Here is a 21748-nt window from a genome sequence, read left to right on the forward strand (position 1 = left end):
GTTCGTCGCACAGTCCACGGTCAACGTCGACTTCGCGCGCCGTTCAATCGACATCCGTTCGGCAGGAACCCAGCTGAGCGCGACCCACATCGGCGGCACAGAATGCCGCGCACCCGGCCACAGGGAACCTCCCTGAATCCACTACTGGGCCGGGGACGCGGGTGCCTTGTGCATCATCACCGCCGCGACCGCCCGGGCCAGATCCGGATCGGCCACCCCGCCGGTGCGGGCGACGAATGTGGTGCGAGTGGTGGCCACCGGATCATCATGCTGGCCGGTGATCAGGTTCCTGGTCGCAATGATGGCGGTGCCGCCCATCTGCCGGAACGACTCCAGACAGATATCGCAGTCCAGCCGGTCCCCGACCCGCACCGGCCGATGCAGAACCAGCTGCTGAACGGTGTGCATCATCTGGCTCAGGTCGTAACCGACCAGCACCCGCACGAACAGCTCCTCGACCGCGAGCGATCCGAGGATGCTGACGAACGTGACCGGTGCGATCAGCCCGTGGTATCCCAGCTCGTGGGCGGCGTCTTCGCGGAAGTGGGCGGGATGCGAATCCTGCACGGCCCGGGCATATTCGCGGATCTTCTCCCGCCCGGCCTCGTAGCCGGTGACCCGGTGATGGCGGCCGATCAGGCCCGCCATCACCGCCGCGACCTCGGTTGGGCTGGTCACGGTCTCTCGCACCTCGGGTCTCGCTCCCCGGACTTGCGCAGCGACGCCGAAAGGTACTGCCTCGTTTTGCGTCGCGCAATACAACCTGGGCGTGTCGCCGGGAGGGGGCTCCGCCCGCAACCCCCCACCCGGTCGCCGTAACAGGGACTTCGGTGCGTCCCCCGGCTCGGGGCTACCATGAGCCCTCCCCTTCGAGTGCCTTGGCGGCGATGATCTGGACCAGGTCGTCGAGTGCGGTGCGGGCGGCGTCGCTGTCCCGGTCGACGAGCCAGCGCAGCACCGCCCCGTCGAGCACCGCCAGCGCGAAGCGCGCTACCTGATCGACCGGAGTGCGCCAGGTGACACCGGCCCGGTGTGCACACAGGTTCAAGAACGCGACCGCCTCGGTGTCCATGGTGCGGTACTGGCGGGCCGCGGTCGCCCCCGCCGAGTCGTTGCCGGCGCCGCGTTGCCGCAGGGATTGCGCGGTGATCTCGTAGGTCAGCAACTGTTGATCGGGGGTGGCCTCGATGATCGGCCACAGGCCGCGGATTCCGGCGCACAGGAGTTCCCGCAGTCCCGGGACACCGCGCTTTTTCAGGGGTCCGACGAGTTGGCTGAACGCCATCCGCATCGCCTCACTGACCTCGAGGATCAGACTCTTCCCCATCTCGGTGAGCAACTCCTCCTTGTCCTCGAAGTGGTAGTGCACCACCCCGAGCGACACCCCGGCCGCTTCGGCCACCCCGCGGATGGTCAGTGCGGCCACACCGTGTTGCGCGGTGATCTCCCGCGCCGCGTCGATGAGCTGTCCACGGCGCACATCAGCGGGAAGCCTCGGCATCCCCGGATCGTATGCGCCCGATCTCCATCAGGTGACGAACCAAGCACCGTGCGTCCCCGGTGTCGCGCTGCGGCTCGCCGAGATCGACTTCCGGAGCGACCGCACCCCGCACTGCCGAGACACGGGCCAGGGGCCGCGGACCCGTCGATCGTGGTGAGGGCGAAGGATGCGGCCGCCGCACAGACACCGCGCACATAGACTCACCCGGGGCACAGCCTGGTGGATCGGCTGGCGTCCCGGTTTCCGCCACCGTTGACTATGCGAGCAATGTGAAGGGACGTGATCGAAATCGACGGCGTCGGGTCACGCAGTTCCCGACCCGGTTGGGGTCTCCTGCGCACACCGGGGTCTCGGCGACAACGATTGCGCAGGCACGATCTCGCGGTTCGGAATCGGGAAAGGAGAACCCCTCCTCGACACCGATCGGGTTGCGACTGGGCCAGTACTCCGTCTGAACTCTCCGCGAAAGGGCGAGACGCCCCCACCTCTGGCCAGGAAGCGTCCAGCGATTGCGAGGCCACGACCATCTCGCCGTACCACCGCTGACATGCAGAAAGTGGCCCAGACGACCCCGATTCATCCGATGGGAAGGCAAATCGAGCCCAGATTCAGTCCCGTCGCGACGGTGACGGTCAGCGCTCCGGACGTGGAGGCCCTGAAATCGTCCGCACCAACCCTTGCTCCGCTAAAAGTTGCCACCACCACATGCGCACCCGTCGTGCTGAAGGTGTGCTGGACACTGGCGGTTCCGTTCGTCACCGCCGCAGCGGTGCCGAGCGTGGCATTGCCCTCCTTGAAAAGGACCGTCCCACCGGTGAAAGCGGGTGACACCTGTGCGGTCAAGGTGACTGGACACGTTGTCGCAGCCATACCCTGGATCGAGACCATCGTGGTGGTGTCGATGGTCGCAGCGGCGGCCGGTGGAGCCACCAGGATCATTGCCGCGGCGGTGACTCCCAGGGTCGACATTCCGGCCCTCAGCCGACGCGCAGGCCTCCGTCGACGAGGTACGCCAAGGTTTGCAGACTCCCGACCTGACAGGTGGGACGCCACTGATGTAATCATGACCGCACTCCTTCGATTCGCGCTGTGGGGAACGCGAAGCGGACGACCACGCATCAGATGTTTCGCGGCCGCCCGGGCTGCTGAATTTAAAACCTTCGGGAAGCACAGCGCCCCTGATCATCGCGATGCGCAGAGCATCGGCGTTCACGGCGCTCCAAGTGGGGTGTCGATGCATGTGCTCCATCTGCATTTCGGCGAGCGCAATGAGGCGGTCGTCCGCAGGCATCGACTGCGGCGCGCTCCGCTCTGCCTCCAGTGTCTGAGCCCGCACATACCGCAATAAGACCTCCTCGGCGCATAGATTGACCCGACCGAGAACTCGCATCGTGCCGCGAGATCCTTCAGTCCGGTCTCGTGATAGCCATACTCGGCGAAGAGTTCCTCCGCGGTGTCCAAGATCTGCTCGCGGGAGAGGGCGATGCGCTGTTGTTTCCTCAGCTCGCGGGGGCTGAGTCCCGTCGCCCCGCCGTCGTCGTCGGCATTCGAGTGCAGCACACTCGTCCGATTGCCGGTCACCATGCCTCCGTACGCCGTGGGTCCGCCGGGCGCTTAGTGGTCTGATTCATAAGTTCGTCGGGGGATGTTGCCAGGCGGTCGGGTCGCCGAGGTACAGGCCACAGGCGCAGTCGAGTGCGTCCTCGACACTGCCGACGAAGTTTCCGTTGGGCAGGACCGAGTCCTGGTACTTGCCGCTGCTGCCGAGGTAGATCGCGAATCCCCACACGCTGGCGGATCCGCCGTACCGCAGTCGCATCAGCGGGATCACTGTCCCGTCGGTCAGCACGCCGTCGACGTAGGCGAAGTTGCTGCGGAATCGGGTGTTGATCGTGGACAGTTGCGGCCACCTGGTCCGGGCCCGATCCAGCAATTTCCAGCGCAGTGAGCTTTTCGTCGATTCCGGTGGCGTCGGCATGTGTGTGATGGTGCCCGATCGGCGTGACTTTCGTGCTGGCCGGCGTGTCGTTGCCTCGGGGATTGCTGTGGCCGGTGTGGTGTATGTGCCGTGAGTGATCTAAGTCGTTTTCCGGCGGATGGTGCATCATGGTGATGGCGAGCCCGTACCGGGTGGTGTTGACGAGCACCGACCGCGAGGTGCTCGATGGTTGGGTGCGGGCCGGGAGCACACCGCAGAGGACGGTGCTGCGGGCGTTGATCGTGCTGATGGCCGCCGACGGCAACTCGAACGCTCACATCGCGGCCGAACTCGGTGTCTGTGTGGACACGGCCCGCAAGTGGCGGGCCCGGTTCTATCACCGAGGGATCGAAGGACTCACCGACGCGCCCCGTTCGGGACGCCCGCCGAGGTATTCACCGTCGCAGGTCACCGCAGTGAAGGCATGGGCCTGTCAACTTCCCACCGAGCATGAGCTGCCCCTGTCGCGGTGGAGCGCCCCGGAGTTGGCCCGGCAGTTGTTGATCGACGGCATCAGCGCCTCGGTCTCGACGGTCCGACGCTGGCTCGCGCAGGACGTCCTCAAACCCTGGCGGTACCAGTCGTGGATCTTTGTCCGGGACCAGCAGTTCGAGACCAAGGCGGCCGTCGTCCTCGATCTCTATGCCCGCAGGTACGACGGCGTCGAGCTGGGGGCGGACGAGTACGTGATCTCCGCGGACGAGAAGCCGTCCATCCAGGCCCGCCGGCGCTGCCATCCCACGCAGCCGGCCGGCCCAGGCCGGCCGATGCGCGTCAATCACGACTACCGCCGCGGTGGGGCACTGGCATATCTGGCGGCCTACGACGTCCACCACGCGCGGGTGTTCGGCCGATGTGAAACCACAACCGGCATCGCCCCGTTCACCGCCCTCGTCGACCAGGTCATGAGCCAGGAGCCATACGCCTCTGCGGAGCGGGTGTTCTGGGTTGTCGACAACGGGTCTTCGCATCGTGGGCGGGCCGCGATCGATCGGTTGGCCGCGAGGTATCCGAACGCGGTGATGGTCCATACCCCGAAGCACGCCTCCTGGCTGAACCAGGTGGAGATCTACTTCTCGATCATTCAACGCAAGGTCCTCTCGCCCAACGATTTCGAAGACCTCGATGATGTCGAACGGCGCCTGCTCGACTTCGAGGACCGGTACAACGCCACCGCTGTGCCGTTCAAGTGGCGCTACACCACCGCGGACCTGCACCGGCACCTCGAACGACTCGACCACCACGACCGAACCCGACAAGCGGCATGACCCCCGACGAATAAATGAACCCAACCACTTAGTGCCCCACAGAACCGGATCGTACCTGGGCAAGCCCAGCCATCGCACTCGCGCTTGGCTGGCATCGCGACTGCACGCACACGATGGGCGGGCGTTCCCACTTGAGCGTAGACATCATGAACACTGGGACGTGAAGGCTCCAGAGAAAGTGATGTCACTGATGGTCATGAAGGCGTACTTGGCGAAGTTCAAGGCTGATGCCGTCACGCTGTATCTGTCCGAGCCGAGTCACACCTCCGGGTGCACCGGCAGGGACCTGGGAATCAGCTCTGAGACCCTACGCAAATTGGGTGCGCGCCGAACGCAAACGGGCTGGCCTTGGTTGGCCGAGAGGTGCTGAGAGACCATCTCCCTCGGGTCGTCGCAACGGCCTGATAGACGATGGGGGCAGCCCTTGCCGGGGAACGACGGTCAAGGGTGGCAAGCGGCCCCGACGAAGGTGAATTCGTACCGCGACTACCAGACGGTGCGGGCTCGCTGAGAAATGTCGGAAGGTACAGCGTTGAGCGAACCAGTGGTGGACGCTCCGCAACAGCGAAGCCGGCTCAAACCTGGTGGATATCGGGCCGGTATGCAGCGCACGGAATCTGGGCTGTTTGGCCCGGGTTTCGACTCCGAAGCCCTATGTCTCGACCGGCGAGGAGGCCGCGCCGAAGGTCTGCGGCGTAGCCGTGGTTATGCTGCCGGAGTACAGCTGGGTACCTCCCTGACCGATCGATCACCTGGTGAACGTGGGAACCGCCTTGTGTGTGTTCGGTCTCCGTGCCGGTGCGTTCGCGGATGGGGATGCGGTGGCGGATGGTGACCTTGTCTGGTCCGACCAGGACGTCCTTGAACAGCAGCCGCAGCACGCGTTGGCGTTCTTCGACGGTGGAGACCTCGGCTTTGTCGCGGAGCGGGGTGAGGAATCCTTCGAGGTCGGCGGCGAGCGCGAGGAAGGCGTCGCGGTCGGCGAGCTGGCCGTCGAGCGCATCTATCTGGTTACGCAGGTTGGTTTCTCGGGTGCGGAGGTCGGGCCTGCGGGCACGCAGTTCGTCGATGGTGACCAGGTGCTCGCCGAACGCCTCGATCATGGCGGCGATCCCACACCAGGCTTAGGTCAGCGCTGATTCTAGCCGTTTACGTTGCGCAAGTGCGGGATCGGAGGGTTTCGCTACCTCGGCGAATGTCGATCTCGGTGCGGATCAGCTGGGAGTCGGCGAGCATTCCGGTGATGTGGTCCCAGGCACGGTGTCGTCGAGGTAGTTGGCGCGAACCGGCTTGTTGGTGCAGACCCGCCCGCCCTCGCATCGATAGTCGTCCGAACCCAGGCACCGGTAGTAGTAGATCTTCCTGTTCGTGGTGCGGGTCGATGTCCGGTAGTAGCCGTATCCGCAGTTCGAGCACGCGGCCAGGCCTTGGAGCAGCGAGGGAATTCTACTGTTACGAGAGGCGAATCGCTTGTTATCGGCAAGGCGCCGAGTGACCCGCTCGAAGGTCTCCCGGTATTGTGTGCCGGTGCTCGAGAACGGAGGCGGCGTACGTTTGTCTGGCAGAGGTCAATAGTCGGATGCGCCGCCGGAGCGCACCTTGATCCTCACCTTCGCAGCGTTTACCCACACGACCTCACCCAACACGTTCGGGACCTAATCTCTTGAGGTCTACTCGTCAATCTCCATAGGTAGCCGGGGGTGGGCCCGCGACGGGTCCGAGCGGGGCGGCTATCCATCGGTCGTACATGCGCATCCAGGTGCCGTCGGCACGTATGCGTTCGAGGGTGCCGTTGACGAACCGGACGAGGTCGTCCTTGAACTTGTTGACGCCGATTCCCCAGTGCTCTTCGCCCTCCATCGGTGGTCCCACGATCTGAAAATGCGGGTCCTGGGACACGAGCGCGGCCAGGAGCGTGTCGGAGGTGCTGGTCGCGTCGGCCTGCTTCTTCTGCATGATGACGAGGCAGTCGTCCCAATCGCGGACGGCGACGATCGTAGCGTCGGGCGCCACCCGTTGGACGGTGTCGAGCGACGTGGTGTCGATGAAAGTGCAGACCCGTTTTCCTGCCAGGTCTGCCGGGCCGGTGATGTCGGAACCCTTAGGAACCAGAATGCGTTGGAAGGCACGGAAGTATTCGGTGGAGAAGCCGACGCGTCGCGCGCGTTCACACGTGATCGCGGTGGCATGGACGACGACATCGACGTCGTTGTTCTCGAGTGCGGAGAACCGGCCGGCGGAGGTGAGCAGCCGGAACTCGACTTTCGTCGGATCGCCGAAGATGTCCCGCGCGATCTCCTTCGCCATGTCGATGTCGAACCCCTGCAGGGTGCCCGTGGTCGGATCTCGGAAGCTGAACAGATTGGTGTTCTGGTCGACGCCGACGATCAACCGGCCCCGCCCTGCGATCTCGGCAAGTGACCCGCCAGGCGGCATCTGCCCCGGCGGGGGCTGCGGACCGGGACGCAGGCTCGCAAGCCCCCCGCAGGATTCGAGTGGCGGCGGCTCGGGCGGCGGACTGTCCGTGGGCGAGATGATCTGCGCACCGTCCGTCATCGGACGTGTCGTGTACGTACCCGACACCATCGGGGTGAGAGGGTCGGGTGCGGCGCAGCCGGCGAGCACGGCGACGGCGAGCACGCCGACGAGGTGCCGGGCACGCGGTCTCGCCCCCGGCCTCGGAAGCCTCACCTGTGTCATCAGTGGTACTCGTTCAGTCGCGGCCAAATACCCCCGCCGACGGCGAATCCGCAGGACACGCCGATAACCATGCTACCGACCGCCAGCGACGACATCGACCGGTAGACGTCCGTCACGGCGTCGGCCTCGTCGTCGCGGAGTCGGCCGATCGCATCCCGGAGAGACTCGTCCAAGGCGGCGAACTGCGCCGACGACGTGCCCGAGCCGGATCCGGCGGCGATCGCCGCGGCGGTCGAGTAGTCGCCACGCTCGAGGGCGATCTCGATATCCCGGTGCGCGGCCTGCCAGCCGTCGCGGGCTGTCACGGCCTCGCGGAGATGTTCCTCCGCGGCGCGACCGTGCGAGCTCTCCAGCTGTCGGGTGAGTTCGTCGGACAATGCCTGGGAGCGCCGCGCGTAGTCGATTTCCGACTGGGTGTCGGACCCGCGTTGCAGGATGGCGAGCGTTTCGTCGGCGCGGGCCTGCTGCGCCAGGATGCGAGCGCGGACAACCGCGTTGATCGGTTGCGTACCTTCGGTTCTCGCGTGTTCGCTTGCCGACGTCGACACCAGGCTTCCGCCGATCAGCCAGAGCATCAGTCCGGCCATGAGCAGGGTGGCGACAGCGAGACCGGGGTTGAACCGCCGCTTGCTCTTCCGGATGAGGTACAGCTGGGCGAGGGCGAGGGCGAAAAGTGCGGCCGCGGTCACCGTGAAGGCGGCCGCGGGCAGCTGGGCCGTGTGCGTCTGGGTCTCGGCGACCGCCTCGGCCTGGTGGACATACAGTCGCTCCGCCAACGGAAGGATGGTGGCCTGCATGAGCGCGGACGCGTCGGCCAGATACGCCACCCCGACCGGGTTCCCGGCCCGGTCGTTCGCCTGAGCCGTTGCGACGAGGTTGAAGTACTCGGCGAGGTTGCGCACGACATCCGACAGCAGTGCCAGCGATTCGGCGTCCTGCGACGACACTCCATTGGTCGCTGTGACCAGCGCGTTCGACGCGTCTCCGATCGCCTGGGTGAACTGCTCCGCGCCGCTCGTCGACTCGGCACCACCCCCACCCGAGACGAAGGACGTGGTCGCGGCGGCGTCGGCGATCGACAGCGAGCTGTAGAGCGCCTGGGCCGCGTTTGCGAGGGGCTCGGTGTGGGTGCGCAGTGTCTCGACTCGCTGTTGGCGCGCGCCGACCGCCGCCGAGGTGATGGCGCCCGCGGCGATGACCGCGGCGATGAGCGCGATCCCCAGCACGGTCAGCCGCCCGGGCGTCGACGCGAAGAATTCGACCCACGGGCGGCAGCGGACCACGGGCTCGACGAGCAGGTCCTCGTCGAGCGTGTGGGCTTCGGTGACGGCGTGCTCGCCGCGGTGGAACATCCGGTCCTCCTGCACCGCCACCGCCGTTCCGGTAAGAGCACCGATCCGGGCCGCGGGGCTGAATTCAGTGTGCACCGACGGTGCCGAGCGGCGCACCGACTCGGGAAACAGACACCGTAGGAAACCAGCACACCGCGGTGCGGCGGGTGAACGAGACGGCCAGGGTACCTCGAGCGCCATGCTAGGCGAGGTCATCCTGCGTGAGGGTCTCGGCCAAGCTGTACTTCTCGGAGCCGCAGACAACCCGATGGGCGCCTCCACACGCTCTATCGCTTGTGACTAGAGCTAGTACCTTCGGTCCTAGACGCGCTGGAAGCCTTTGTTGCTGAGAGCAAGCGTTCATTCAGAGACCGAGGTGACAGCAATAGGCCTCGGCGCCGCGGCTAGGGCTGGATCGGCATGCCCGACCAGCGGCGTAACGCACCGAGTCGAAAAGTCCATCGAGAAAACAAGGATCGTGGTCAGCCTGACCCGCGTGAGCCGTGCTGTCTCGGGCACCCTTGACCGTGCCGTCGAGCTATTCGGGTAAACACCAGCGCTCCCCGAGCGGTGACGCCGGCAAACTCCGCGATCGCATCGTGCTCGTGCGGATGTCCGCCGGTGACACACGCACCTCGACTACATTGCATGACGCCCAACACCGGTCATCCCGTTCACACGGTAGCAACCGCAGTCATGGTTTCCTACTAGCACGCTCAGATTCATCGGCGACAAAGTGAGCTTCGTCATGGATGGCTTCGCTTAGGTCTTGCGGGTCGGAAGGGCGGCTGACCATACGGGCCCGTGGATATGTGCGGCAGCATGATAGCTCGGCTGCACATTGGTGCGTTTGCCCGTTAACCGTCTCTGCGCAGCATCGATCGCTACGGTCGGCGAATTGGTCTTTGATCCACGATCAATCGTTGCTGTATACCCGCAGGAACACAGCGAGTGTACGGCGGATTTCGACGCGTGCCTCAATGCGTTGCCATGGTGCTCTCAGATGTTGCGCTGCTTATAAGTGCATGGTGATGCCGGGGCAGGAAGACAGCCACCGCGAGTGCTGCGATCGCCGATCCGGCAGCGACGGCCATGATGACGCGGAATGCGCTCTCGGTTGGGATGGCGGTGTTGCCCATGATGGTCGTCATCTGCGCGAGTACGACACCAGCGATGGCGCTGGCGAAGGACGTGCCCAGAGCACGCATAAGGGTATTGAAGCTATTGGCCGCCCCAGTCTGAGAGGCCGGGACCGCCGCCATGATGAGCGCGGGCATCGCGCCGTAGGCCAAGCCTGTACCGATACCGATGACCACTCCAGTCACGACCAGCTGCCAGATCGAGTGCAGCATGAAGATGCCAACTCCGTAGCCAACTGCGACGACGACGGCCCCGATCATCAGGGTGATCTTTGGGCCGTAGCTGTTGGTGAGGTGAGAGGAGACCGGGGCTGCGACGAGCAGTACCATGCCGAACGGCGCCATGACCAGTCCGGCGGTAAGCATGGAGCCGCCGAGGCCATACCCGGTGGCTTCGGGCAACTGAACGATCTGCGGCATGACCATGGTGGCAGCGAACATGGCGAAGCCGAAGACGATGGACGCGAGGTTAGTAAGTAGGACCTGGCGTCGCATCGAGACGCGCAGATCTACCAGCGGTTGGGTGGTACGTAGCTCCCACCATCCCCATGCCGCGAGTGCCAGGATCGTGACAGTGATCAGCGCAAGGATCAGAGCACTGGACCAACCCCACGCAGAGCCTTTCGAGATGGCCAGGAGCAAGGTAATCAGTGCGGTTGACAGGGTTGCGGCTCCGACGTAATCGAAGGTGCCGCCTGTACGGATCGGCGATTCTGGAATCACGAGAGTAACTAGGGCTGTCGCGAAAACACCGAGGACTGCTGATGTCCAGAACAGGAAGTGCCAGTCGGCGTACTCGGCGATCAGTGCGGCGATCGGAAGGCCGAAGGCACCGCCAACTCCGAGGGAAGCACTCATGACTGCGACAGCGCCGGCTAGTTTCTCCTTCGGCACTACGTCACGCATGACACTGATTCCGAGGGGGATGACGCCGGAGGCCAGGCCTTGCAGGGTGCGGCCGACGATGAGTGGAATCAAACTCGAACTCAACGCCCCGACGATCGAGCCTATGACCAGCAGTACCAGGCTGAGCAGCAACATTCGCCGCTTCCCGAACATGTCACCGAGTCGGCCCATCACCGGCGTGGCTACAGCCGCGGCAAGCAAGGTCGCGGTCACGGCCCATGCGGTATCGGATGCTGAGGCGTCGAGGTACTCGGGTAGGTGCGGAATGATCGGGATGACCAGGGTCTGCATTAGCGCGACGACAATGCCCGCGAGAGCCAGCGTAGCCACTATCGCGCTGGTCGCCGGAGGTTTTGTTGATTCAGTATCGACAGGAAGGGTTGACACGACATCTCCGATTGGATGGATGAATGGATGGGAGTGAATCAACTGTGTTCCGATGTGCACCGCCCCGTTCTTGTTAGGTGCAGCGTGCGTGGGCAGAACCTGATTCGTTCCTCTACGAGCTTCCTAGCGCCGTGGAGAGAAGGCAGCAGGCGGCGGGGGTCGGGAACATCAGTTCTTAATATATCCGGAGCCTGCTCCGCATAAACTAGGATAACCGGAGTAGGCTCCGCTTGCAACGCGCGGATGCACTCGTCGCATGAAAAGGAGGCGGCAGCGATGGCAGTCGAACAACGAGGCGCGGAAACGCGGCTGCGGGCAGACGCGCAGGAAAACTACGATCGACTAGTCGCCGCCGCCGGTCGGATGTTCTCCCTACACGGCACCGACGCGTCACTCAAGGCCATCGCCGAGGAGGCCGGAGTCGGAATCGGTACTCTCTATCGTCGCTTTCCGACCCGCGAGCAGCTAGTTGAAGCGGTGTACCGAAGTACAGTGACCGAAATATGCTATACAGCAACTAATTTGGTCGAATCTATGGAATCTCCCGTGGAAGCGTTCAGGGCTTGGGCGGGCCAGCTGGTCGAATTTCTGGTGAGCAAACGCGGGATGGCCGAGGCATTGCAATCAGTATGGTCAGCCGACGACGATTTTCGAGTGGAGACTCGACAACGGTTGACCGATGCACTGGAGGCCTTACTTCGGGAAGGCAATGCCGCTGGGGCCCTGCGCGCCGACGTCGATGCACTGGACGTGTTGCGGGTAATCGGTGGCATCTCTTACGCAGCAGATGATTCCGTTCACGCACTGCGGCTTCTCGACCTCCTCATCGACGGTTTGCGACCAAGGGTCTCGCGATGATCATTGCGTATATTCGTGTGGAATGACCGAGCCTTAGTAGTTGCTGCGGAATCGGGTGTTGATCGTGGCCATTTGCGGCCATCTGGTCCGGTCCCTTCCTGCAATTTCCAGCGCAGCGAGCTCTTCGTTGATTCCGGGGGCGTCGGTATGTTTGTGATGGTGCCCGATTGTCATGCCTTTCGTAGCGGAGACGCGTCATAGATGAGTTGTCGCGGATCACCCGCCGCGGCATCGAGCGAAACGATCGCCTCGGCCGGTACCGAGGGACGATCGAACGCACCATGCGCCCGGCTCACCGGCGACCGGCGCATGACCATCCGCTACGAGCGCCACGGCGAACACTTCGCCGACCCTTCTTACCGCGGTCGACCAGCTCGGATCCGTCAGTAAGCCAAACCTTTTCGTCCGCACGCTTGCCGCGTCCAGGATCGCTGCCGGTACCGACGGCGGCTGCGCGAACGAGGCATCGATCGATCGCGACCCGCCCACACACCGTCTCCGTCGCATCGAGTCTTGGGCGCGACCGGGGCGAGCACCCATGTGCCTGGGTGCGGGATGGGGAGCGCAGCGGGCCGGGGAGCGTCCGAGTCTGTTTCTACGACGTGCACCGGGCGAGAGTGTTCGGAATCGCTGCCACCAATGGTTGCAGCATCGTGCGCGTGTCCCTCATCGACCAGCGCTGTCCCGACCTCAAGGTGAGCAGTTCGGCATCGCTAGGCGCGGCCGGCGGGGAGCAAGGGGTGTCCGCATCAACCGCACGCTAGAGATTGCGGACCCATCCACCGAAAGGTAGACCAACCATCCAGGTCCGATGGGAGCCAAGCGCGGCAGCCGAGGTTACCCAAGCGCCCCAAGCGGACCAGCAAAAATTTCTGCGCTTTGTTCAGATAAGAACATGCTGTATGAATAGGTAATATCTGTATGAATAAATCACCGTGACCGTGGCGTGTAGTGGCGGTCAGCGATGCTTCTGTAGGTCGAGAAGCATCAGCCACGACAAAGGAGTCAAGATGGCAGGACGCATGGAAGGCAAAGTTGCCTTCATCACCGGCGCAGCTCGAGGACAGGGCCGCAGTCACGCGGTGCGCCTGGCCGAGGAGGGGGCCGACATCATCGCTGTGGACATCTGCGAGACGATCCCGCAGCTCGAGGGCTACTACCCAGGCACCACCGAGGACGACCTGGCCGAGACGGTCAAGCTAGTGGAGAAAACCGGCCGTCGAATCGTTGCCGAGAAGGCCGACGTGCGAGACATTGCTCGACTCGAACAGGTTGTTAAGCAGGGCGTAGCGACGCTGGGCGGGCGGCTGGACGCCATCATCGCCAATGCTGGAATTGCCATTGGCAATCACTGGCACGGCTACTCCCAAGACGAGTGGCAAGTCACTATCGACATCAATCTCACGGGGGTCTGGAATACGGTGCGTGCCTCTGCTCCTGCGATGGTTGACGCAGGCAACGGTGGCTCGATCGTCCTGGTCAGCTCGACCAACGGCATGAAGGCGGGCCCCTTCGCAGCTCCCTACAACGCGTCGAAGGCGGGCGTCACCGCTCTCGCAAAGACTTTTGCCATGGAGTTGGCAGACCACGGCATCCGGGCCAACTCCATCCACCCGGGCCCGGTCGACACCCCGCTGGGAAACCGAGCCGGCGGCGGCATCCAGGAACTCGATGCAGAGAACCCGGGGCTTCTCGCTATGTACAGCAATTGGAAGAAGGGCAACCCCGCATTCATGGATCCCCTCGAGATCTCCAACGCGATCCTCTACCTCGTCTCGGACGAGTCCACGTGGACGACCGGGCTCGCGATGGCTGTCGACGGCGGTACGACTGTCTACTGACGAGGCCGTTCCCGGGCAGCAACCCGGACCAAAGGAACGAGCCCCGGGACGAAGGAGGCGGGTCCACACCCAACCTTCACCCGGGGCTCGCGCCGTTGCGGAACGCGGTCATGCGCCGTAGTTGCGCTCCTTCAGCTCCTTGCCGTATTCGTCGAAGTTCTGGGTGATGTTCTGCGCGGACTGCACACGGCCCGCCATGCCTTCGGCGAACAGTGCCCCAGTTCCGACCATCATTTGGGCGTGCAGCACATAGTTGTTCAACCACTTCTTCGCGGACCGCAGGCTGAACTGGTTGTAGGACAGCAACTTCTGCACCATGGTGTCGACTTCGGCCTCCACCTGGTCGGCTGGCACGGCTCGGTCGATGAGACCCATCTCCACGCCTTCCTTGGCGGTGCACACCCGGTCCAGTAGGAGGAACTCGCGAGCGCGCCCCAGTCCGATTCGCAGTGGCCAGACCACCGATCCGCCGTCGCCAGGGGGGCTACCCCACTTCGCCATGTGCGGGTCGCTGAAGGTCGCATCATCCGCAGCCACGACGAAGTCGCAGCCGAGGGCGATCGCTGCGCCCAGGCTGTGCGCGCCTGGGGCGTAGACCTTTGCGATCGTCACCTTCTCGCATGCAATGAGGTCACGGTTGAGGTCGTCGGTTTCCTTGAGGGTGAGGAGACTCCGCTCGATGTTTCCTGCGTGGCTGTGCAGCCACTCCTGGTCGTACATCTTCGGGTTGAGGAACGTCCGGTCCTTGCCGGTGACGACCACGACGTTGGCGTCCGACTCGTGGGCGATTCGGAAGACTTTGCCCAAGGCCGCGTGTGTGGGACCGTCGAGGCCCCCGATCTCAATGGTGAAGATGCCGTTCTCGTTCGTAATTTCGAGTTGGCCCAAGTCACCGTATACCTGCGTCATTTCTTTCAGATCCTCTCGATAATCGTCGCGTTTGCCATGCCGCCGCCCTCGCACATGGTTTGGAGGCCATAACGGCCACCGGTCGCCTCGAGGTGGTTCAGGAGAGTCGCCATGAGGCGGGTGCCGGAACCGCCCAGGGGGTGGCCGAGTGCGATCGCGCCACCTCTCGGGTTCAACTTGGCAGGATCGGCGTGGAGGTCGGCGGCCCAGGCGAGGGGCACGGGCGCGAAGGCCTCGTTGACCTCATAGGCATCGATGTCGTCGATTGACAGGCCCGTGCGGGCCAGCACCTTCTCGGTCGCCGGAATCGGTCCGGTCAGCATTATCTCCGGATCAGAGCCGACGACGGCAAAGGAGTGCAGGCGAGCCCGGGGAGTCAGGCCCAGTGCGCTGGCCTTCTCCTCACTCATGATCAAAGCTGCCGATGCGCCGTCGGTGAGCGGCGAGGAGTTGCCGGGTGTGATCACCCAGTCGATCTCCGGGTAGCGCTCGCCCATGGCCGGATCCTCGAAGGCCGGCCGGAGTCCAGCGAGGCCCTCAGCGGTCGTGTTCGCGCGCACGGTCTCGTCAACCGTGTGCTGGCCACCGTTCGGGAGCGCGACCGGGACGATCTCGTTGTCGAATCCGCCGGAGGCCGCCTGCTCGGTGGAAAGGCGGTGCGAACGGGCAGCGAACTCATCGAGCTTCTCGCGGTCGAACTTCCATCGCGATGCAATCAACTCGGCGCCGATGCCCTGGTTCGGCAGGCTCGGGAACCGCTTCGCGAGCGGGCCGAACGGTTCACCGCCAGCCGACGTTGCGCCCATCGGCACCCTGCTCATCGACTCCACACCGCAGGCGATGGCGACGTCGTATGCACCCGCGATGACGCCCTGTGCCGCGAAGTGCACGGCTTGCTGGCTGGAGCCGCACTGGCGGTCCAGCGACGTGCCGGGCACGGATTCGGGGAAGCCGGCGACGAGGAGGCCGGTGCGGGCAATGTTGAGGGCCTGGTCACGGGTTTGACTGACGCAGCCCGCGATCACGTCGTCGACCAGCGCGGGATCGATTCCGGTGCGGGCGACGAGGGCGGTGAGAACGGTGGAGAGCAAGTCGACCGGGTGAACTTCTGATAGCCCACCTCCCGGCTTCCCTTTGCCCGAGGCGGTGCGGACGATGTCGACGATGACGGCTCTGGTCATGCCGGACTCCCTAATTCGGTGGGTTATCTAAATCAGTCTTCGGTCCTGCGGCCGAACGCGGCGGGTGCTGAAACCGAAGGTTTACGTGGCGGTTGATCAGGAATTCTCCGTTCCCGCGGCGCCGACACTACGCCCGGTGAACGCCTCCACTGCTTCGCGGAAGTCCGACGAGGCGAGCCGGACCGCCTGCTCCTTCGCCTCCCGCTGGAGTGCGCTGTCGAGGCCGGTGAGGGCGTACTCGTTGAGCAAGGCCTTCGTCCGGGTGATGGCGGTCCGGTGGCCGGCAGCGAGGTCGACCGACCACTCGGCGACGGTCGCCTCGAGCTCGGCCTGCTCGCAGACCGCGGAAATAAGCCCCGCCGCCAGCGCGTCGTCAGCGGTCACGCGCTCGCGCCGCAGCAGAATCCGCATAGCTCTCATGCGCCCAACGGAGGCAGCCAGGGTCGCCGTGACGCCCCCGTCCGGGATCAGTCCCAATCCAGCGAAAGGGAGGACGAAGTGCGACCGCACGGTCGCGACCACGAGATCGCTGGCAAGGGCCAATGATGCCCCCACACCGACGGCGGGGCCGTCGATGGCAGCGATCACCGGCTGTGGGGCGCGCACCAGCCCTGATACCGCGCGTGCCGCGGTCCTCAGCATCGTGTCGGCGGCACCGACGATTTCGTCCATGCCCGCACCCAGGTCTCCGCCGGCGCAGAAGCTGTCTCCCGTGCCACCGAGAACGATGCATCCAACCGAAGTGTCTGACGCTGCTTGCTCGATTCGGTCGCTCAGGAGTTTCATCGTCGCGAGGTCGATCGCATTGCGTCGGGCCGGCCGGTTCAGCGTCACGCGGGCAATCCCGTCGTCGACGGAATAGAGAACGGCGTCCTCCGTCATCGCGGCGCCATCTGGATCGCACCGTCGAGACGGATCGTGTCCCCCTCGAGAATCGGGCTGCCGATGATGGCGGCCATGAGGCCGCGGGCTCCCTCGGACACGAGTGGTGGCTTGCCCTGAACCTGCATCCGTTGTGCCTCCGTTGTGTTCGAAGTCGGGGATTGCGCGCTGACTAAGGGGGTTCGGTCGACCCCGAGTCGACGTGGATCCGGCTCGGAGTGCATCGCAATGGTGTGGATTAGTCGAAGGTGACCTTGAGGTCGTCAGTCGTGGGCAGCGCCTGGCATCCGAGGACGTAGCCATCGGATTGGTCGTCGGGATCGAGCCCTTCGGTCGCGGCCATGGTTACTTCGCCCTTGTCGACATGAACGGTGCAGGACCCGCACCAGCCCTCCCGGCAGGCATGGGGCGCCTCGATTCCGTGCTCGAGCAGCACCTCGACGAGATTCTTCTTGCGTGGCCAGGCGAGCCGGTGCGTCTTGCCGTCGAGTTCAACCTCGACGTTCGCAGCATCCTCGTCTCCGGGAGTATCGGTCCCGGAGACAGGTGGTTCCGGCTCGAAGGGGTCATTGGTGAGGGAGCGGTACTCCTCGCGGTGAAGATGACGGTTCGGGATGACCGCCGCGGCAACGACATCCATGAACGGTGCCGGACCGCACGTCCAGACGTCACCCTCGTGAAGCTCGTCGGCCCATTGCGAGATCGCCTCTGCGCTCGGCAATCCTCTTTCTTCCTCGAACCAATGGAATACAGAGAACCGATCTGGATGTTCCCGTGCCATGCGTTCGAGTTCGGCCGCGAAGATCGTCGACTCGCGGTCACGATTGGCATAGAACAGGGCGACTCGACCATCCCCCGACTCCATCATCCACCGCAAAATCGACATGACGGGGGTGATGCCGCTGCCCGCTGCAGCAAGCAGAACATCGGCGCCGGGGTCGGGCACGGTGAAACTGCCACTGGGTGGCAGCACTTGAAGCCAGACACCCTGCTCCGCGTTTCGGGTAAGCCATTCGGAGGCGTATCCGCCTTCGATTCGCTTGACCGTGATCGTCGTACCGCGTCCGGGCGGGCTCGAAAGGGAATAGCAGCGGGCCACGTGTGGAACCCGCTCGGAGGGCACGGCCACCGTGATGAACTGTCCCGCACGATGGTCGAACGCAGCGTGCAGATCGGAGGGAACCTCGAAGGTGATGGACACCGCGTCGGCAGTCTCACGACACACCGCGGCGACCTCGAGCTTGCTTCCCAAGAGGACCAGATCGTGAGTCGTGCTGTCAGACATGGGCATCCTGCCTTGCGTAATTTGAGTGGTCACCCGATCTGGGGGAGATCGACTCCGGCCTCACGGAATGTTTCGACGAGCGCTACCCGCAGTCGCATGCTGAGCGAGGATTCCTGGGAACGCAGGTAGGCATCCAGGACCGCCCGCTCACGTCGCGTCAGTGGGAACGACAGATAGACGTTGGACCAGACCAAGGATTCACCGTCGGTCTCCGGGTCGGGGTCGATGTGCGGATCGCCGGTCACGACTTCGAGCCGGCCCTTGGCAGTCCGAGGCGGCGTTCGGCCAGCACTCCGCGAAGCACCTCGCTGGTGCCGCCGTATATGGTCGTGACGAACGAATGTCGATAGACGTGCTCGATCTCCCGGTCCAGATCCCGCGCACGGGCTGCACCACGAGCGCCGAGCGAATCCAGAAGTTGGGAAGAGTGCTTCAACAGCGTCTCTGTCCCATACAGCTTGGCCATGGTGCCTTCGAGGTTGGCCGGGCGGCCTTCTGCACGCAGCCCCGTCGTTCGGATCCCTAGAAGACGGGAGACTTCCGTGGCGGTTGCCGCCCGGCCGAGCCGGCGAAGCATGTGAGGGGTGATCTCTTCCGGGTTCTCGCCTGCCCAGTCGACGACGAGGTCGAGGAGGCGCTGCACCTCGGCGGCGAACTCGCCGCCACGCTCGAAGTCCAGCGCCACAATCATGGTTTGCCAACCACCGTCGACTTCACCGACCAATGCGTCGTCGCCCACGACGACGTTGTCGAAGACCGACATGTTGGACTTCTCGCCCCCGAGGGTGTGGACCGGCGAGAACGAGATACCTGGGGTCGACGTCGGGACGAGGAACAGGCTCAGCCCGCGGTGGCGCGGCACATCCGGGTTAGTCCGGGCAAGAACGAAGACATAGGTCGCAACCTCGGCAGAGGTGGTAAAGGCCTTCTCGCCGTTGATGACCCACTTGCCATCCTCGCGCCTGGTGGCACGCGTGCGCACCGCGGCGACGTCGGATCCTACGCCCGGCTCCGTGTAGCCCAATGCGATGATCGTCTCTCCGGCCAGCACGCCCGGGAGCACGCGGTCGCGTAGCTCTCGGGAACCCATCCGCCGAATCGTCTCGGCCACGAGCATCGTCGTCGAGTACGCCGCCAGCGGGGCACCAGCCCGCGCAGCCTCCTCTGTGACGACATCCATTTCGTGGGGGCTGAAGTCCTGCCCACCTTCGTCTACGGGCCACGCTGCGCCGAGGATGCCAGCGGCTGCCAGGCCTCGATGGAAGGCCTGGCTGTGGAGGGTGCCTGATTCGGCGACCTTACGCCGCTCCTCGTCCGTGAAGTGCTCACGGATGATGGCGCGGACCTGTGCCCGGACCTCCTCGGTCCGCGGGCTGGGGGTGAAGTCCATGGGCTACTGACCTCCCGCTGTCTCAAGAAACTGCCGGCCGATGCGTTCCCAGAGGGTGTCCGGGTCGCCGCCCGCCAGGGTCCACCCCTTGGCGCGTCGGACATAACGGTGGATCGCGTATTCCAGGGCGACGCCGTACCCACCGTGGTAGTGCAGGCTCACCGATGCAGCCGTCTGGGCCGCTTCACCTGCCTGCGCATATGCCATGGCGGCGCGCGCCTGCCATGTCGGGCTGCCCTGATCGGCTTCCCATGCAGCCTCCATAAGAAGCAGTTCCGCGCCCTCGACGTCCGTTGCCGCATCGGCCAGACCGTGCTGCACCGCCTGGAACGTTCCGATCGGCACGCCGAACTGGTGTCGAACCTTCGCGTAGTCGACCCCGATGCGGATGGCTTGGTCACCGAGACCGACCAGTCCGGCAGCGGTGGCGACGCGCCACCACCCCCGAACATCTTCGAAGATCTGTCGCGCGACCTCACCCGTCGCGAGGACCGTCCGCGAGCCGGCATCGACGGCGCGGTCGGCCATCGCCAGGAATCCGAGGTCGCCGGTCTCTCCTCGCCGTGGTTCTGACTGGAGGGCGACGAAGTCGTCACCGTCGAGCGCGAGTACGACGTCTGCGATCCCGCCGGCAACCACGTGACGGGCGATCCCATCGCGAACCGGCTCGAGCGCGACGGTGGCGATGACGCGGCCGGCAGTCACATCGGCCGCGAGGTCGCTGGCTTGGGGCGCTGCTGCGAGAGCCCGCAAGGCAACTGCCCCTTCGATGATCGGGACGGGGGCGAGGTGTCGACCTGCCTCTCGTGCCAGGAGCGCCAGGCAGACGATGCTCCCGTCCTCGGCCTGGTTGGCGATGCCGAGTGAGTCCAGTGAGACAAGCAGCTGCCAGAGTTTCTTGTCGAACGCCTCCTCGGCGCCGCTCGTCGAACCGCGGCGCTCGGCTTCCTTCTCGAAGAGCGTGGCAAAGGCGCTTCGAACGGCTTCCTCGTCCTCCGTCAGGCGCAGGTCCATCGAAATGCTCCTTCTCGCTGGGGCAACGTCGCCTGCATCAGTTATCGCCTTCCGGATAGAACTGGCTTGCCCACCGACGGAAGTCGAGCACTGCGCTCTCCCCCGTTGCGAGCCGCGGCTTCGGACGGTAGAGCTTGGTCTCCCAGATCGGGATGTCCTCTACGATCTGACTGCTGAACTCCTTCATGAAAGACTGTCCGTAGCGCGAGGGACCGGACTCGTCGCCCGGCACGAAGAAGACGTGGCGGGCAAAGAGCGTCTCGTCGTCGATCGGCGTTACGGCGAAGAGGGTTCGAGCTCCACCCGCTCCGACGAGCCGCACCAGGCTGATGCCCAGGCCCCACAGCACGGACTCGACCGCGCCCTCGACGCTTCCTCGTCCGGTCTCCATCGTGACTGCCGCCGTGGCCCGGAACATCGGACCGTCCTCCACGAGCTCGACGGCACCGAAGCCCGGCACACCGTGCACGAATTGGAAGTGCGAGACATCGACCGCGTTCTCGAGGATCTCCTGCACGTGGGTGCGGATCGTCCAACTCTGCTCGGACACGACACAGATGAACTCGGGATCGTCGGCCTCGGGCAGCTGCGGCGGGAACCAGTCGGGTTCACGACCTTCGGCGTCGTACCAGACGAAGATCTGGCCGTTGCGCTCGGCCGAGGTCCACACCTTCTGGCGGGCACCGCGCTGCGGCTTGTCCCGGTAGGGAACCTCCACGTTGCGACCGTCGCAGTCGTACTTCCAGTGGTGGAACGGGCAAACCAGCCGGTCGTCCTCCACGAAACCGCCCTGACCGATATTTGCGCCCATGTGCGCGCAGTACGCGTCGAAGACCCGGGCCTCACCACCGTTCGCGGGACGCCAGCAGACGAGTTCCTGTCCGAACCAACGCATCCTGTGCAACGCACCGGGAGCAATGTCGTTCGACGCCGCTACGCGGTACCAGCTGGAGGGAAACGCCGGGAGCTTGATCCGCTCGGCGGTGGCAAGGCCCGTGGCGGGGTACGGCGACGGGGTGAAGGTCTCCTGCGATGTCATTGTTGTCATCTCCTGCATCTGCGGCGGCTCACGTCGTCGCAGACCCCGAAATCCCGGGGCGTGCGCGCGAACACTGCGTCGGCTACGACATTGCGCAGCCCAGCAACGTTAACGTTTTTGCCTTAAAATTGTCAACGAG

At 64.7% G+C, this 21748-nt stretch carries 22 protein-coding genes and 3 pseudogenes; 6 read left to right on the top strand and 19 right to left on the bottom strand.

Going from position 1 to position 21748, the window contains the following annotated elements; all coding sequences use genetic code 11:
• Window positions 1-141: 141 nt before the first annotated feature.
• The 5 genes from hadA to BLV94_RS04715 all read right to left on the bottom strand — a co-directional run bounded on the left by hadA (window position 142) and on the right by BLV94_RS04715 (window position 3479).
• Window positions 142-648 carry a (3R)-hydroxyacyl-ACP dehydratase subunit HadA gene (hadA, locus tag BLV94_RS04695; protein WP_174705540.1) on the bottom strand — a complete coding sequence of 169 codons (507 nt, stop codon included), beginning with the start codon at window positions 646-648 and terminating at the stop codon, window positions 142-144.
• A 202-nt stretch (window positions 649-850) separates the two neighbouring features.
• Window positions 851-1501 carry a TetR/AcrR family transcriptional regulator gene (locus tag BLV94_RS04700; RefSeq protein WP_074933598.1) on the bottom strand — a complete coding sequence of 217 codons (651 nt, stop codon included), beginning with the start codon at window positions 1499-1501 and terminating at the stop codon, window positions 851-853.
• A gap of 576 nt (window positions 1502-2077) precedes the next feature.
• Window positions 2078-2470: an Ig-like domain-containing protein gene (locus BLV94_RS04705; protein ID WP_244163505.1), complete on the bottom strand. Its 393-nt coding sequence runs from the start codon at window positions 2468-2470 to the stop codon at window positions 2078-2080.
• A 240-nt stretch (window positions 2471-2710) separates the two neighbouring features.
• Window positions 2711-3085 carry a TetR/AcrR family transcriptional regulator gene (locus BLV94_RS04710; RefSeq protein WP_072946519.1) on the bottom strand — a complete coding sequence of 125 codons (375 nt, stop codon included), beginning with the start codon at window positions 3083-3085 and terminating at the stop codon, window positions 2711-2713.
• 43 nt (window positions 3086-3128) lie between these two features.
• Window positions 3129-3479: a hypothetical protein gene (locus tag BLV94_RS04715; protein ID WP_072946518.1), complete on the bottom strand. Its 351-nt coding sequence runs from the start codon at window positions 3477-3479 to the stop codon at window positions 3129-3131.
• A gap of 128 nt (window positions 3480-3607) precedes the next feature.
• Between BLV94_RS04715 and BLV94_RS04720 the strand changes: the two genes are divergently transcribed.
• The 3 genes and pseudogenes from BLV94_RS04720 to BLV94_RS49900 all read left to right on the top strand — a co-directional run bounded on the left by BLV94_RS04720 (window position 3608) and on the right by BLV94_RS49900 (window position 5886).
• The gene (locus BLV94_RS04720) at window positions 3608-4747 is read left to right on the top strand and encodes an IS630 family transposase (protein ID WP_244163506.1); all 1140 of its coding nucleotides are present in this window, start codon (window positions 3608-3610) and stop codon (window positions 4745-4747) included.
• Window positions 4748-4937: 190 nt separating this feature from the next.
• Window positions 4938-5127, top strand: a pseudogene (locus BLV94_RS04725) (transposase); the annotation flags it as partial.
• Between the two features lie 375 nt (window positions 5128-5502).
• Window positions 5503-5886: a hypothetical protein gene (locus BLV94_RS49900; protein ID WP_208613689.1), complete on the top strand. Its 384-nt coding sequence runs from the start codon at window positions 5503-5505 to the stop codon at window positions 5884-5886.
• A 75-nt stretch (window positions 5887-5961) separates the two neighbouring features.
• Here the strand turns inward: BLV94_RS49900 and BLV94_RS52010 are convergent, their stop codons facing one another.
• From BLV94_RS52010 to BLV94_RS04750, 4 genes are all read right to left on the bottom strand, one after another.
• A complete protein-coding gene (locus BLV94_RS52010; protein WP_208613733.1) occupies window positions 5962-6312 on the bottom strand; it encodes a recombinase zinc ribbon domain-containing protein in 351 nt (116 codons plus the stop codon).
• 112 nt (window positions 6313-6424) lie between these two features.
• Entirely contained in the window at window positions 6425-7447 is a 1023-nt protein-coding gene (locus BLV94_RS04740; protein WP_072946515.1) for a glutamate ABC transporter substrate-binding protein, read from the bottom strand.
• The gene (locus tag BLV94_RS04745) at window positions 7447-8895 is read right to left on the bottom strand and encodes a hypothetical protein (protein ID WP_072946514.1); all 1449 of its coding nucleotides are present in this window, start codon (window positions 8893-8895) and stop codon (window positions 7447-7449) included. Before BLV94_RS04745 ends, BLV94_RS04740 begins: the two co-directional genes overlap by 1 nt.
• A gap of 860 nt (window positions 8896-9755) precedes the next feature.
• A complete protein-coding gene (locus tag BLV94_RS04750; RefSeq protein ID WP_255315007.1) occupies window positions 9756-11210 on the bottom strand; it encodes an MFS transporter in 1455 nt (484 codons plus the stop codon).
• Between the two features lie 276 nt (window positions 11211-11486).
• Between BLV94_RS04750 and BLV94_RS04755 the strand changes: the two genes are divergently transcribed.
• Window positions 11487-12068, top strand: a complete 582-nt coding sequence (locus BLV94_RS04755) for a TetR/AcrR family transcriptional regulator (protein WP_072946533.1) — start codon at window positions 11487-11489, stop codon at window positions 12066-12068.
• 212 nt (window positions 12069-12280) lie between these two features.
• Window positions 12281-12367, top strand: a pseudogene (locus BLV94_RS52015) (IS5/IS1182 family transposase); the annotation flags it as partial.
• Between the two features lie 44 nt (window positions 12368-12411).
• Here BLV94_RS52015 and BLV94_RS52020 read toward each other — a convergent pair.
• Window positions 12412-12503, bottom strand: a pseudogene (locus BLV94_RS52020) (IS5/IS1182 family transposase); the annotation flags it as partial.
• A gap of 575 nt (window positions 12504-13078) precedes the next feature.
• Between BLV94_RS52020 and BLV94_RS04765 the strand changes: the two are divergent.
• Entirely contained in the window at window positions 13079-13909 is an 831-nt protein-coding gene (locus BLV94_RS04765) for a mycofactocin-coupled SDR family oxidoreductase (protein ID WP_072946513.1), read from the top strand.
• Window positions 13910-14017: 108 nt separating this feature from the next.
• Here the strand turns inward: BLV94_RS04765 and BLV94_RS04770 are convergent, their stop codons facing one another.
• From BLV94_RS04770 to BLV94_RS04805, 9 genes are all read right to left on the bottom strand, one after another.
• Window positions 14018-14818 (bottom strand): enoyl-CoA hydratase/isomerase family protein, encoded by an 801-nt coding sequence (locus BLV94_RS04770; RefSeq protein ID WP_072946512.1) that lies wholly within the window; start codon window positions 14816-14818, stop codon window positions 14018-14020.
• A 5-nt stretch (window positions 14819-14823) separates the two neighbouring features.
• On the bottom strand, window positions 14824-15999 hold the full coding sequence (locus tag BLV94_RS04775) for a thiolase family protein (RefSeq protein WP_072946511.1): 1176 nt from the start codon (window positions 15997-15999) through the stop codon (window positions 14824-14826).
• Between the two features lie 96 nt (window positions 16000-16095).
• The gene (locus BLV94_RS04780; protein WP_072946510.1) at window positions 16096-16881 is read right to left on the bottom strand and encodes an enoyl-CoA hydratase/isomerase family protein; all 786 of its coding nucleotides are present in this window, start codon (window positions 16879-16881) and stop codon (window positions 16096-16098) included.
• Window positions 16878-17009: a hypothetical protein gene (locus tag BLV94_RS51465; RefSeq protein WP_255315006.1), complete on the bottom strand. Its 132-nt coding sequence runs from the start codon at window positions 17007-17009 to the stop codon at window positions 16878-16880. The genes BLV94_RS04780 and BLV94_RS51465 overlap by 4 nt, the downstream gene beginning before the upstream one ends.
• Window positions 17010-17119: 110 nt before the next feature.
• Complete coding sequence (locus tag BLV94_RS04785; RefSeq protein WP_072946509.1) at window positions 17120-18166, bottom strand: ferredoxin--NADP reductase; 1047 nt, start codon at window positions 18164-18166, stop codon at window positions 17120-17122.
• Between the two features lie 29 nt (window positions 18167-18195).
• Complete coding sequence (locus tag BLV94_RS04790; protein WP_072946508.1) at window positions 18196-18411, bottom strand: hypothetical protein; 216 nt, start codon at window positions 18409-18411, stop codon at window positions 18196-18198.
• Window positions 18408-19556 (bottom strand): acyl-CoA dehydrogenase family protein, encoded by a 1149-nt coding sequence (locus BLV94_RS04795; RefSeq protein ID WP_072946507.1) that lies wholly within the window; start codon window positions 19554-19556, stop codon window positions 18408-18410. The genes BLV94_RS04790 and BLV94_RS04795 overlap by 4 nt, the downstream gene beginning before the upstream one ends.
• Before the next feature lie 3 nt (window positions 19557-19559).
• On the bottom strand, window positions 19560-20570 hold the full coding sequence (locus tag BLV94_RS04800) for an acyl-CoA dehydrogenase family protein (RefSeq protein ID WP_072946506.1): 1011 nt from the start codon (window positions 20568-20570) through the stop codon (window positions 19560-19562).
• A gap of 37 nt (window positions 20571-20607) precedes the next feature.
• Window positions 20608-21609, bottom strand: coding sequence for a Rieske 2Fe-2S domain-containing protein (locus BLV94_RS04805; RefSeq protein WP_072946505.1), 1002 nt, complete (start codon window positions 21607-21609; stop codon window positions 20608-20610).
• Between the last annotated feature and the right edge of the window lie 139 nt (window positions 21610-21748).

The organism is Rhodococcus koreensis, from assembly GCF_900105905.1.
Classification (GTDB): Bacteria; Actinomycetota; Actinomycetes; order Mycobacteriales; family Mycobacteriaceae; genus Rhodococcus_F; species Rhodococcus_F koreensis.